The following is a 12829-nucleotide window of genomic DNA, read 5'->3' on the forward strand; positions in this document are numbered from 1 at the left end:
AAAGCAGACGGTCGCTGGCGTTACTGTCAGTTTCGTGTTCGCTGCAGAACGTCGCCAATTGATCCTCGAAATGGTGCGAGCGAACGGGGCCGTGTCGCTCCGTGAGCTCGCCCGCGTCGTCCAGACCTCCGAAGTGACCGTACGGCGGGACGTGCGCGCGCTGGAGGCAGAAGGACTCCTCGACCGCCGGCACGGCGGTGCGGTACTGCCGGGCGGTTTCACGCGGGAGTCCGGCTTTCCGCAGAAGTCTCATCTCGCGACCGCCGAGAAGACCGCCATCGCCGACCTCGCCGCGAACCTCGTGGAAGAGGGAGAGGCGATCGTGGTCGGGGCGGGTACGACGACCCAGGAGCTGGCCCGCCGGCTCGCCCGGGTACCCGGGCTCACCGTCGTCACCAACTCCCTCCTCGTCGCCCAGGCGCTGGCCCATGCCAACCGGGTCGAGGTCGTGATGACCGGCGGTACGCTCCGCGGTTCGAACTACGCGCTGGTCGGGAGCGGGGCGGAGCAGTCCCTGCACGGGCTGCGGGTGTCACGGGCGTTCCTGTCCGGGGCCGGGTTGACCGCCGAGCGCGGGCTGTCCACGTCCAACATGCTGTCGGCGTCCGTCGACCGGGCGTTGGTGCAGGCCGCGGCGGAGGTGGTGGTGCTCGCCGACCACACCAAGCTCGGCACCGACACCATGTTCCAGACCGTGCCGACGGATCTCATCACGCGCCTCGTCACGGACGAGCCGCCCGCCCATGACGACCGTGCGGCCACGGAACTCCAGGCGCTGGCCGACCAGGGCGTGCAGATCGCTGTCGCCGGGGGGCAGGGGGGTTCGGCAGGGTCGGGTGCGGGGGGCCCGGGGGGTGATTCCGTCCCGGTGCGTCAGCAGCGCCGGGACCTGCCGGTGCCGGGGCCTCGGCGGCAGGCGCCGGGGGGTGGGGGGCAGCTGAGGTCTGCTTCCGCCTCTGCATCGATGCTGGGTGAGCAGGGGGCGGGGGCGGACCGGGCGCGGGTGGCGGATCTGCGCAGGCGTTGACGCCGAGGGGTTGAGCCGCGGTTTCTGCGCAGGTACCCGGCGTTGCAGCTGACGCCGGCTGGGTCCGCAACCCGGCGGACCGGGGTGCCGCTGCGCCCACCCGTGCCGCCCTTAGCGGCACGATTGCCCGCAGCTGGGTGGGGCCGGTGGCTGTGGCTGGGCGGACCGGGGTGCCGCTGCGCCCACCCGTGCCGCCCTTAGCGGCACGATTGCCCGCAGCTGGGTGGGGCCGGTGGCTGTGGCTGGGCGGGCCGGGGTGCCGCTGCGCCCACCCGTGCCGCCCTTAGCGGCACGATGGCCCGCAGCCAGGGGGCCAGGACGGCCCGCTCGCCCCGCCCGCGGCCCGCAGCCGCGCGAGACGGGCGCACGAACGGTGCGCCTGCGGCACACGCCACGACGCGCCCGCACCCGGCGAGCAGGGGACGTGTCGGGGGGTGTCCGCCCGCAGCGGTTGGCGCGTCGACGAACAGTCAGTCGGCGTGCAAGCCCATCGCGCCGTTCCGAGGACGGACACCCCCCGGCGCGGCCCCGACCCAGGGCGGCACGGTAGGCGCGTGTCCACCCACCTGGCGCGGCCGTGATCCCCGGCCGCACGGTAGGCGCTCGTCCCTCCACCCGAGCGCGGCCCCGACCCACCCCCTCGCAGGAGGCCGGAAACGCCGAGGCGCGGCCCCACCCCGCCGAGGGGTGGGGCCGCGCCAAGGGTGGGTGCGTCAGTCCTTGATCTCGCAGATGGCCGCGCCCGACGTCACCGACGCGCCGATCTCCGCGCTCAGGCCCTTGATCGTGCCCGAGCGGTGTGCGTTCAGCGGCTGCTCCATCTTCATGGCCTCCAGGACGACGACCAGATCGCCCTCCTTGACCTCCTGGCCCTCCTCGACGGCGACCTTGACGATGGTGCCCTGCATCGGGGAGGCGAGAGTGTCACCGGACGCCACGGGGCCCGACTTCTTCGCCGCGCGGCGCTTCGGCTTGGCGCCGGCCGCGAGACCCGTACGGGCCAGCGACATACCCAGAGACGACGGCAGGGAGACCTCGAGACGCTTGCCGCCCACCTCGACGACGACCGTCTCGCGGCCCGGCTCCTCGTCCGCATCCGCATCGGCCGGCGCGGTGAACGGCTTGATCTCGTTGACGAACTCCGTCTCGATCCACCGCGTGTGCACCGTGAACGGGTCCGACGAGTCCGTGAGCTCCGGCGCGAACGCCGGGTCCTTCACCACCGCGCGGTGGAACGGGATCGCCGTCGCCATGCCCTCGACCTGGAACTCCTCCAGCGCACGGGCGGCCCGCTGCAGCGCCTCCTTGCGCGTGCGGCCGGTGACGATCAGCTTGGCCAGCAGGGAGTCCCACGCCGGGCCGATGACCGAACCGGACTCCACGCCCGCGTCCAGACGGACACCCGGGCCGGACGGCGGGGCGAACGCCGTGACCGTGCCGGGGGCCGGGAGGAAGTTGCGGCCCGGGTCCTCGCCGTTGATGCGGAACTCGAAGGAGTGGCCGCGCAGCTCCGGGTCGCCGTAGCCGAGCTCTTCGCCGTCGGCGATGCGGAACATCTCGCGCACCAGGTCGATGCCGGCGACCTCCTCGGTGACCGGGTGCTCCACCTGGAGACGGGTGTTGACCTCCAGGAAGGAGATCGTCCCGTCGAGGCCGACGAGGAACTCGACCGTGCCGGCGCCGACGTAGCCGGCTTCCTTCAGGATCGCCTTGGAGGCGGAGTACAGCTCCTCCATCTGCGCGTCGGACAGGAAGGGGGCCGGAGCCTCCTCCACCAGCTTCTGGTGACGGCGCTGCAGGGAGCAGTCACGGGTGGAGACGACGACCACGTTGCCGTGCTGGTCGGCCAGGCACTGGGTCTCCACGTGCCGCGGCTTGTCCAGGTACCGCTCGACGAAGCACTCGCCCCGGCCGAACGCGGCGACGGCCTCACGGACCGCCGAGTCGTACAGCTCCGGCACCTCTTCGAGGGTGCGGGCGACCTTCAGACCACGACCGCCACCACCGAACGCGGCCTTGATGGCGATCGGCAGACCGTGCTGCTCGGCGAACGCGACGACCTCGTCGGCACCGGACACCGGGTCGGGCGTACCGGCCACCAGCGGGGCGCCCGCGCGCTGCGCGATGTGCCGGGCGGCGACCTTGTCACCGAGGTCGCGGATCGCCTGCGGCGGCGGGCCGATCCAGAGCAGGCCCGCGTCCAGGACCGCCTGAGCGAACTCGGCGTTCTCGGAGAGGAACCCGTAGCCGGGGTGGATCGCGTCCGCGCCCGACTCGCGGGCGGCGCCCAGCACCTTCTCGATGTCGAGGTAGCTGGTGCCCGGCGTGTCACCGCCCAGGGCGAACGCCTCATCCGCGGTGCGGACATGCAGAGCGTCCCGGTCCGGGTCGGCGTAGACGGCCACGCTCGCGATACCGGCATCCCGGCAGGCCCGGGCCACGCGGACAGCGATTTCGCCACGGTTGGCGATGAGCACCTTGCGCACGATTGAGGCTCCCTCCTTGAAACAAGCCGAGTTTAGGGACAGCCGACACGACACTTCGACCCGTCCCCAGTGGTGAGCTTGCCCACACGGAGCGTGATGCGTGGCTCGCTCGACCCGCGAAATCCCTTGTCGCACCGCGGTACGCAGTACTCCTGCGGGAAACCCTAGCCGTCTCCTGTGGTCAAGGTCTCTGTCATCACGTGCTGCGGGCCACTCTGTTTCTTTGTGGAGTCCCTACGAATGGCCCAATGATTCTTTGCCCGCTGCCGGACCCTTGTCCCCCGGTTTACCGGTTAGTAGCGTTCGCGGTGTCTCAGAGGGAAGAGGGTGGGCCCGGTGATACGCAGGCCGGTGGCGTGGGTCGTGGCGGTGGTGCTGTTCGCCGAGGCGTTCGGTCTCGCGGCGCTCAACTGGTTCCTGGGGGTCGTCGTCGACCGGCAGGACATGTCGCTGGCCGGCCTGGACCCGCACATGATGTCGATGTCGTCGAAGATCGGCGGGATCGTCTTCGGCCTCTACTTCGCCCTGTGCGGGCTGGTCGCCCTGCTGGTGGCGCTGCGGGACCGGCCCCCGGCGGGCTTCGGGCGCGTGCTGCTGATCAGCGCGGCCGTCGTGCACGGTGTGCTGGGCGCGTTCACCTGGGGGCTCGTCGGCTGGCCGGCGTTCCTGTTCATGGTGCTGGTCCTCGCCCTGATCGTGCTGCTGCTGATGACGTACGACCGTCCGGTGGAGCCCGCCGACGCCCCGCCAGGGGGCCAGAAGAGCGGCGACGGGTCCCCGGTCACTTCTCCGCCGGCGCCCACAACTCCGTGATGCCGAGGCCCAGGTCGGCCAGCAGCCGCCGCAGGAGCGGGAGGCTGAGGCCGATGACGTTGCCGTGGTCGCCGTCGATGCCGTCGATGAACGGGGCCGAACGGCCGTCCAGCGTGAAGGCCCCGGCGACGTAGAGGGGTTCTCCGGAGGCGACGTAGGCGGCGATCTCCTCGTCGGTGGGCTCGCCGAAGTGGACGACCGTGGAGGCGGTGGCGGAGACGTACCGGCCGGTGAGCGTGTCGTAGACGCAGTGGCCGGTCTGGAGGGTGCCGGCCCGGCCGCGCATCGACTTCCAGCGGGCGGTGGCCTCCTCGGCGTCGGCGGGCTTGCCGAGGGCCTGGCCGTCCAGGTCGAGCACCGAGTCGCAGCCGATCACGAGCGCCCCCTTGACCTCCGGCCGGGCCGCCACGACGGAGGCCTTCGCCTCGGCCAGGGCCAGCGCCAGCTCGGCGGGGGTGGGAGCGGTGACGGCGTCCTCGTCGACGCCGCTCACGATCACCTCGGGGGCGAGGCCGGCCTGGCGGAGCAGGCCGAGCCGGGCGGGGGACTGGGAGGCGAGGACGAGTCGGCGGCGCGGCTGATCTGTCATGCGTTCAGCGTATCGGCGTCACCCGGCGCGGCTCACCTCACGCCGATCACGATCATCCCCAGCACCATGGCCAGGGCCAGGAGAACGCTCAGCCGCCGCAGCATGTCCTGCATGTCACGCATTTCTTCGGGCGGTTCGTTCTCGGGGTCGGACCACAGCATGTCACCAGCGTGCGGCCTGGCAGGGCGGGGCGCCTGAGTAGCGGTACTCAAATCGGCGCCCCGCGTCTGTTCGACCGTGCGCGGTCCCCGCGCCCCTGGCCGGGCGCTCTAACCCGGCCAGTAGGTGCGGCCCCACGCCGACGGCCCCGGCTGGGGCAGGCGGTGGGCCGCGATGCGGGACGGGTCGGACCAGGAATCGCGGGACGTCGGCGCGCCGGGCGGGGCGCTTTCCGCCGCCGCGGCGCGCGCCCTGACCACCGCCAGGGCGGCGGCCAGCTCCTCCGGGGTCGGGTTGCCCCGTACGACCTTGATCGTCATGTGGGCCTCCTGGGCTCGCTGCGGGCTAGAGGGGGATGTTGCCGTGCTTCTTCGGAGGCAGGGATTCCCGCTTCGTACGCAGTTGACGCAGACCCCGTACGACGTGCCGGCGGGTCTCGGACGGCAGGATCACGGCGTCGATGTAACCGCGCTCGGCCGCGACGTAGGGGTTGAGGAGGGCGTCCTCGTACTCCTGGATCAGTCGCGCCCGGACCGCCTCCAGATCCTCACCGTTCGCCTCGGCCTCGGCGATCGTGCGGCGGTGCAGGATGTTGACCGCGCCCTGGGCGCCCATGACGGCGATCTGGGCGGTGGGCCAGGCGAGGTTGAGGTCGGCACCGAGGTGCTTGGAGCCCATGACGTCGTAGGCGCCGCCGAAGGCCTTGCGGGTGATGATCGTGACGAGCGGGACGGTCGCCTCGGCGTAGGCGTAGATCAGCTTGGCGCCGCGGCGGATGATGCCGTCGTGCTCCTGGCCGACGCCGGGCAGGAAGCCGGGGACGTCGACGAACGTGATCACCGGGACGTTGAAGGCGTCGCAGGTCCGCACGAAGCGGGCGGCCTTCTCGCTGGCCTTGATGTCAAGGCACCCGGCGAGCTGCGTCGGCTGGTTGGCGATGATGCCGACCGGGTGGCCCTCGACGCGGCCGAAGCCGGTGACGATGTTCGGCGCGTACAGCGGCTGCGTCTCGAAGAACTCCGCGTCGTCAAGGACGTGCTCGATCACCGCGTGCATGTCGTACGGCTGGTTCGCGCTGTCCGGGACGATCACGTCCAGCTCGCGGTCCTCGTCACTGACCTCGAGGTCGGCCTCCTCGGGGAAGACCGGCGCCTCGGAGAGGTTGTTGGACGGCAGGTAGGACAGCAGCTGCTTGATGTACTCGATGGCGTCCTTCTCGTCGCCCGCCATGTGGTGGGCCACGCCGGAGGTCGCGTTGTGGGTGCGGGCGCCGCCCAGCTCCTCGAAGCCGACGTCCTCGCCGGTGACGGTCTTGATGACGTCGGGGCCGGTGATGAACATGTGCGAGGTCTGGTCGACCATGACCGTGAAGTCGGTGATGGCCGGGGAGTAGACCGCGCCGCCCGCGCACGGCCCGACGACCAGGCTGATCTGCGGGATGACGCCGGAGGCGTGGGTGTTGCGGCGGAAGATCTCGCCGTAGGCGCCGAGCGAGGCGACGCCTTCCTGGATCCTCGCCCCGCCGGAGTCGTTGATGCCGATGACCGGGCAGCCGGTCTTCAGGGCGAAGTCCATGACCTTGACGATCTTCTGGCCGTAGACCTCGCCCAGGGCTCCGCCGAAGACGGTGAAGTCCTGCGAGAACACGGCGACCGGGCGGCCGTCGACGGTGCCGTACCCGGTGACGACCCCGTCGCCGTACGGGCGGTTCTTGTCGAGGCCGAAGTTCGTGGAGCGGTGCCGGGCGAACTCGTCGAGCTCGACGAAGGAGCCCTCGTCGAGCAGGAGCTCGATCCGCTCACGGGCTGTCAGCTTGCCTTTGGCGTGCTGCTTTTCGACGGCACGAGCGGAGCCGGCGTGTGTCGCTTCCTCGATGCGTCGCTTCAGATCCGCGAGCTTGCCCGCGGTCGTGTGAATGTCGGGCTGCTGCTGCTCTTCCGGCTCGGACATCGGGATGCGGCTCCCTGCCTGCTCAAAAGGGGGGACGGTTACTCATCCGTAGACTAGTGGGGTGCCTCCGCATCGGCAGTGCGGCGTTTACCACACCTAGGGTGGCTTGCATGACGCCGCGAGATGCATCAGAGCCGAACGGGAGCCGTTGGTCCGACCTGGACCGTCCGCCCCTCAACGTCACCGCCCTGCGCCGGGGTCTGGTGCGGCCGGGAGGGCTGTGGTCGGAGGTGGACGTGGTGCAGCGCACCGGCTCCACGAACTCCGATCTGGTGGCCCGGGCGGAGAAGGGGGAGGCCGCCGAGGGCGCGGTGCTGATCGCCGAGGAACAGTCGGCGGGCCGCGGCCGCCTGGACCGCCGGTGGACGGCGCCGCCGCGCTCCGGTCTCTTCTTCTCGGTCCTGCTCACGCCGGGCGAGGTGCCGGTGGCCCGGTGGGGCTGGCTGCCGCTGCTCACGGGGGTGGCGGTGGCGACGGGGCTGTCCCGGGCGGCGGGCGTGGACACGGCCCTGAAGTGGCCGAACGACCTGCTGGTCACGGTGGGGGGCGCGGAGCGCAAGGCCGGCGGCATCCTGGCCGAGCGGGCCGGTGACGGCGGGGTCGTCATCGGGGTCGGCATCAACGTCTCGCTCAAGGACGAGGAGCTGCCGGTGCCGACGGCGGGTTCGCTGGGCCTGGCCGGGGCGGTGAGCACGGATCGGGACACGCTGCTGCGAGGGGTGCTGCGCTCGTTGGAGGACTGGTACGGCAAGTGGCGCGGGGCCCGGGGCGACGCCGGGGCATGCGGGTTGCACGAGGCATATGCGGCGGGGTGCGCGACGCTCGGGCGGGAGGTGCGGGCGGAGTTGCCGGGGGATCGGGCGATCGTGGGGGAGGCCGTCGCGGTGGACGGGGACGGCCGGTTGGTGCTGGCGACGGCGGCCGGCGTGCAGGAGCCGGTCGGGGCCGGGGACATCGTGCATCTGCGGCCGGCTTGAGCTGCCCCGGCGGCCCGCGCCGAGCTCGGCGCGGAGGTGCCCGAGCTCAGCGCGGAGGCGTCCGGGCTGGGCGCGGGCCAGGTGTTTCCAGCCCGTCCGGCGATTGAGGACGAGGCCGTTCAGGCCGATCGGGGGTCCAGGGAGCGGAGCCCCCTGGGGGTGGTGGGACAGCGCCGGGTCCCTTGACAGCACCGGGCACCCACCCCTCGGCTGAACCTGACGGAGTGAGCTGGCGCACACCTGCCGTAGAGTTGAGGCCGGTCGATACATGACCGTGACAGATCGGAAGGGCAACACGCGTGACCGTCGACGACTCGGGTTCCGGCGAGGACGCGCAGGGCGCCGACTCCGGCGAGGATCCGCTCGCCCTGCGCCTCGAAGGGCTCATCCTGGGCGCCGAGCGCCGCTACACCCCTTTTCAGGCGGCCCGCAGCGCCGGTGTCTCCATGGAACTGGCCTCCCGCTTCTGGCGGGCCATGGGCTTCGCCGACATCGGTCAGGCCAAGGCCCTCACCGAGGCCGACGTCCTCGCGCTGCGGCGCCTGGCCGGTCTCGTGGAGGCGGGTCTGCTGAGCGAGGCGATGGCCGTACAGGTGGCCCGGTCCACGGGCCAGACCACCGCGCGGCTCGCCGAGTGGCAGATCGACTCCTTCCTGGAGGGGCTGACCGAGCCGCCCGAGCCGGGCATGACCCGCACCGAGGTGACGTATCCGATCGTCGAGCTGCTCCTGCCCGAGCTGGAGGAGTTCCTGGTCTACGTCTGGCGCCGCCAGCTCGCCGCCTCGGCGGGCCGGGTCGTGCAGGCCGCCGACGACGAGGAGATGGTCGACCGGCGCCTGGCCGTCGGCTTCGCCGACCTCGTCGGGTTCACGCGGCTGACCCGGCGCATGGAGGAGGAGGAGCTCGGCGAGCTGGTCGAGGCCTTCGAGACCACGGCCGCGGACCTGGTGGCCGCGAACGGCGGGCGGCTGATCAAGACCCTCGGCGACGAGGTGCTCTACGCCGCGGACGACGCGGGCACGGCCGCCGAGATCGCCCTGCGGCTGATCGAGACCATGGCGCACGACGAGACGATGCCGGAGCTGCGCGTCGGCATGGCGTTCGGCACGGTGACCACCCGTATGGGTGATGTGTTCGGTACGACCGTGAACCTGGCCTCCCGGCTCACGTCGATAGCCCCGAAGGACGCCGTGCTGGTGGACACCGCTTTCGCCGAGGAGCTGATCCGTACGCAGGACGCCCCGGCCTCGGAGGCGGAGGCGGCCGAGGAGGCCGCGGCGGCGGAGAAGGAGGGCGAGGAGCCTCCGGCGTACCGGTTCGGGCTGCAGCCGATGTGGCAGCGGCCGGTGCGTGGGCTGGGCGTCGTGGAGCCCTGGCTGCTCACGCGGCGCGACGGGGCACCGTAGCCGCTCCGGTCTGCCCCTGCCGGAGCGTCGGGTCCCCATGCCGGAGTGCCTCGCCTCGCACATCAGGGGTGGTCGAGCGGGGAGTCCACGCACAGGCCTATGACCGGCACGCACAGGTCCGGGTCGTGGGGCTTCTTCGGCTCCTCGGGTGCGGGTGCCGGGGCCGGTGTGGTCCGGGCCGGCGGTGCGGGTGGAGAAGGCGCCGGGCGCGGCGCGTCGCCGGGGTCCGAGGCCGTCGGTGCGGGGGCGGGGGCGTTCGGCGTGCTGGGGATGGTGGTGGCTGCAGGGGTGTCGGCCGTGGCCGCTCCCGGGGTGCCGGCCGTGGCGGACCGGGGCGGCCGGGCGCCCCTGGTCACCGGTGACGGGGTCAGGCCGCCCAGGGCTGTGGGCGAGGAGGGGCTCGCGTCGGGGGCGGCCGGGAGGGTCGCGGCGGTGCGGGTGACGTCGTCCGTGGAGTCCGTGGAGGTGGCGGCAGGGTCCGGGCGGGGTCCGGCCCCGAGGGTGCCGGCCTCGGAGCCCGGGCCGGAGGTCAGGCGCAGCAGGCTCAGGGCGCCCGCGGCGAGGGCGAGGCCGCCGGCGGCGAGCAGGACCTTGCGGGGGCGGGTCTTGCGGTGACGACCCCGGACACGCGCTGCGGCGGGGCCGTCCCCGGCCGGGGACGGCTCGTGGGGCGCGGGCTGACGTCGATGCGGTGCCGTGGCGGCTTCGGTGTCCTCTCGTGGCCTCGTCGGCGTGTTCGTCGTCATCGCGGTCCCTCCCCGGAACGGTCCCTCCCCGCAGCACATGCGCCCCCTGCGCGCCGTGGGGGACCGCACGCTATGCGCTGCCATGGGCGGTTGGGTCGGAGTTGGGGTGATGTCACTCGAACGGGTGGACGGGGGGTGGTGGAAGCCGGGTGAGTCCGCCCTTTCGCGGGTCGGGTGCGGCTGCGATGATCGAAGCGTCGACCTTGTTAACCCGCGTTAACCGGAGGGTGTCATGAGTGAGGAACGGTTCGGGGAGTTCGTGCTGGTGCGGCGGCATGAGCAGGGGCATGTCGCGGAGCTCGTCCTCGACCGGCCCAAGGCCATGAACGCGGTGTCGACGGAGATGGCGCGGTCCATCGCCGGGGCCTGTACGGCGCTGGGGGAGGACCGGGACGTACGGGCGGTCGTGCTGACCTCGACGCATGAGCGGGCCTTCTGCGTCGGGGCGGATCTGAAGGAGCGGAACTCCTTCAGTGACGCGGACCTGCTGCGGCAGCGGCCGGTGACGCGGGGGGCCTACACGGGCGTGCTGGAGCTGCCGGTGCCGACGGTGGCTGCGGTCCACGGGTTCGCGCTCGGCGGCGGGTTCGAGCTGGCACTGGCGTGCGACGTGATCGTGGCGGACCGGACCGCGGTGGTGGGGCTGCCGGAGGTGTCGGTCGGGGTGATCCCCGGCGGCGGGGGCACACAGTTGCTGCCGCGGCGCGTCGGCGCGGCCCGGGCTGCCGAACTCATCTTCTCGGCGCGGCGGGTGGAGGCCGTCGAAGCGGGCGAGTTGGGGCTGGTCGATCAGCTGGTCGAGGAGGGACGGGACCGGGAGGAGGCGCTGGCGCTGGCGGCCCGGATCGCCGGAAACTCGCCGGTGGGGCTGCGGGCGGCGAAGCGGGCCCTGCGGCTCGGGCAGGGGCTCGACCTGCGGGCCGGGCTGGAGGTCGAGGACGCGGCGTGGCGGGCGACGGCGTTCTCGGGTGACCGGGCGGAGGGGGTCGCGGCCTTCAACGAGCGACGCAAGCCGCAGTGGCCGGGCGAGTGAGCTGAGGGCCGGCCCCCCCCGGTACGCCACGCCGGGGCCCCGGCTCCGTTCCGGAAGCCCGGAAGCCCGGAAACCTGGAGGCCCGGAAGCCCGGAAGCCCGGAGGCCCGGAGGCCCGGGAGCCCAGGATCCCGGGGGCCTGGAGTCGTCCAGAGCGGTCCGGAGTCGCCCAGTCGCCCGACCGCCCGCAGCCGGACGGCCTCCCTGTGAATGCCGCCCGCCGCCTGTGAACACGGCCCTCCCCGTTCGCACCGTCGAGAGAACGGTTTGGCTGAAAACTCCCTAGCCTGGAGTGATGGGTGAGGACAGACGGCTCGCGGCCGTCGTCGCGTTGGCTCAGGGGATGGCGGCCGCGCACGGGTCACGTGAGGCGTGGCGCGCCGCGGCCGCCGGGGCGTGCCGGGCACTGGGCGGGAGTTTCGCCGCGCTGTCGGTCTGGGAGCGCGAGCTCGGGCGGCTGCGGGTCCTGGTGAACGTGGGCGAGCTGGCGGAAGGGGAAGAGGAGTTCCCGGAGGACGAGGCCTACCCGGTGCACCAGTTCGCGGAGATCACCGAGTTCCTGCACGAGCAGTGGGCCGGTGGCGGGGAGCCCGACGCGTGGGTGGAGACCGCCGAGGGGCCCGCCGCCGGGCGGCCCGGGTACTGCCACCAGCGGGTCGCCGCCCTGCGGCGCCGCGGCCGCGGCTGCTGCGTGGTCGCGCCCATCGTGCTGCACGGACGGGCCTGGGGCGAGCTGTATGTCGCCCGGCCGGCCGGTGAGGCCGTCTTCGGACGGGGCGACGCCGACTTCGCCACCGTCCTGGCCGCCGTCGTGGCCGCCGGCCTCGCCCAGACCGAGCGGCTGGAGGAGGTCCGGCGGCTCGCCTTCACCGACTCCCTCACCGGACTCGCCAACCGCCGCGCCGTGGACGTACGCCTGGAGCGGGCGATCGAGCGGCACCGCCGGGACGACGCCGTGGTCAGTCTCGTCGTCTGCGATCTGAACGGGCTCAAGCGGGTCAACGACACCCATGGACACGCCGCCGGTGACCGGCTCCTGGAGCGGTTCGGGTCGGTGCTGTCGCTGTGCGGGGCCATGCTGCCGGGGGCGTTGGCCGCGCGGCTGGGCGGGGACGAGTTCTGTCTGCTCGCAGTCGGGCCGTCCGCCGACCAGGTCGTGAAGGCGGCCAACGAACTGTGCCGCAGGGCCGCGGAGTTGGAGCTCGGGGACGGGGTGGCCTGCGGGGTCGCCTCCACCGAGGATCCGATCGGGCCGGTGCGCTCGGCCCGTCGGCTGTTCCGGCTCGCCGACGCCGCCCAGTACCGGGCCAAGGCCGAGCGGGCGGCCAGGCCGGTCGTCGCGGGCCGGGCCGGACCCGACGACCCCGTCGTGCGACTCGCGGACGAACCGTCCCAGGAGGCCGGCGGTGAGCGCCGGCGTTTCCGGGGCCGGCACGCGCCCTGACCCCGCACGCCCCCGCACCCCTTGATGCAGCTGATGCAGCACCCCCTGGCCCCTCACACCCCCTGACCCCGCACGCCGCGCTCCCGCACCCGCACCCCGCTCGCGCCCCGATCCGGCACGCGCCCCCACCCCCGCCCGGGCCATGTGACGCATTCGGTAAGGGGTGAACGCCGCCCCCAGTGGTGACATCACCGAATTCA

The 12829-nt window shown here is 72.8% G+C and carries 12 protein-coding genes; 6 read left to right on the forward strand and 6 right to left on the reverse strand.

Features of this window, described 5'->3' with window-relative positions; genetic code table 11:
- Positions 1-34: 34 nt before the first annotated feature.
- Positions 35-1027, forward strand: a complete 993-nt coding sequence (locus AB0B29_RS07055) for a DeoR/GlpR family DNA-binding transcription regulator (RefSeq protein ID WP_362235000.1) — start codon at positions 35-37, stop codon at positions 1025-1027.
- Between the two features lie 713 nt (positions 1028-1740).
- Here the strand turns inward: AB0B29_RS07055 and AB0B29_RS07060 are convergent.
- On the reverse strand, positions 1741-3513 hold the full coding sequence (locus AB0B29_RS07060; protein ID WP_362235003.1) for an acetyl/propionyl/methylcrotonyl-CoA carboxylase subunit alpha: 1773 nt from the start codon (positions 3511-3513) through the stop codon (positions 1741-1743).
- A 336-nt stretch (positions 3514-3849) separates the two neighbouring features.
- On the opposite strand from AB0B29_RS07060, the gene AB0B29_RS07065 reads away from it, so the two are divergent.
- The gene (locus AB0B29_RS07065; RefSeq protein ID WP_362235006.1) at positions 3850-4326 is read left to right on the forward strand and encodes a hypothetical protein; all 477 of its coding nucleotides are present in this window, start codon (positions 3850-3852) and stop codon (positions 4324-4326) included.
- On the opposite strand, the gene AB0B29_RS07070 is transcribed toward AB0B29_RS07065, so the two are convergent.
- From AB0B29_RS07070 to AB0B29_RS07085, 4 genes are all read right to left on the reverse strand, one after another.
- Complete coding sequence (locus tag AB0B29_RS07070; RefSeq protein WP_362235009.1) at positions 4295-4915, reverse strand: nucleoside triphosphate pyrophosphatase; 621 nt, start codon at positions 4913-4915, stop codon at positions 4295-4297. The genes AB0B29_RS07065 and AB0B29_RS07070 overlap by 32 nt on opposite strands.
- Positions 4916-4947: 32 nt before the next feature.
- Positions 4948-5076, reverse strand: a complete 129-nt coding sequence (gene mmpB, locus AB0B29_RS07075) for a morphogenic membrane protein MmpB (RefSeq protein WP_107092457.1) — start codon at positions 5074-5076, stop codon at positions 4948-4950.
- Between the two features lie 108 nt (positions 5077-5184).
- Positions 5185-5394: an acyl-CoA carboxylase epsilon subunit gene (locus tag AB0B29_RS07080; RefSeq protein ID WP_362235012.1), complete on the reverse strand. Its 210-nt coding sequence runs from the start codon at positions 5392-5394 to the stop codon at positions 5185-5187.
- Positions 5395-5419: 25 nt separating this feature from the next.
- Complete coding sequence (locus tag AB0B29_RS07085) at positions 5420-7024, reverse strand: acyl-CoA carboxylase subunit beta (protein WP_362235014.1); 1605 nt, start codon at positions 7022-7024, stop codon at positions 5420-5422.
- A 110-nt stretch (positions 7025-7134) separates the two neighbouring features.
- On the opposite strand from AB0B29_RS07085, the gene AB0B29_RS07090 reads away from it, so the two are divergent.
- Together AB0B29_RS07090 and AB0B29_RS07095 are read left to right on the forward strand one after the other, a co-directional pair.
- Positions 7135-8001, forward strand: coding sequence for a biotin--[acetyl-CoA-carboxylase] ligase (locus AB0B29_RS07090; RefSeq protein ID WP_362235017.1), 867 nt, complete (start codon positions 7135-7137; stop codon positions 7999-8001).
- Between the two features lie 299 nt (positions 8002-8300).
- Complete coding sequence (locus AB0B29_RS07095; RefSeq protein WP_190902276.1) at positions 8301-9407, forward strand: adenylate/guanylate cyclase domain-containing protein; 1107 nt, start codon at positions 8301-8303, stop codon at positions 9405-9407.
- Positions 9408-9469: 62 nt separating this feature from the next.
- Here the strand turns inward: AB0B29_RS07095 and AB0B29_RS07100 are convergent, their stop codons facing one another.
- Positions 9470-10153, reverse strand: coding sequence for a hypothetical protein (locus tag AB0B29_RS07100; protein ID WP_362235020.1), 684 nt, complete (start codon positions 10151-10153; stop codon positions 9470-9472).
- Positions 10154-10385: 232 nt separating this feature from the next.
- On the opposite strand from AB0B29_RS07100, the gene AB0B29_RS07105 reads away from it, so the two are divergent.
- A complete protein-coding gene (locus tag AB0B29_RS07105; protein ID WP_104777690.1) occupies positions 10386-11186 on the forward strand; it encodes an enoyl-CoA hydratase/isomerase family protein in 801 nt (266 codons plus the stop codon).
- Positions 11187-11480: 294 nt separating this feature from the next.
- Positions 11481-12629 carry a GGDEF domain-containing protein gene (locus AB0B29_RS07110; protein ID WP_362235023.1) on the forward strand — a complete coding sequence of 383 codons (1149 nt, stop codon included), beginning with the start codon at positions 11481-11483 and terminating at the stop codon, positions 12627-12629.
- Positions 12630-12829: the final 200 nt, after the last annotated feature.

This window comes from Streptomyces tibetensis (assembly GCF_040647715.1).
In the GTDB taxonomy this organism is placed as follows: domain Bacteria; phylum Actinomycetota; class Actinomycetes; order Streptomycetales; family Streptomycetaceae; genus Streptomyces; species Streptomyces tibetensis_A.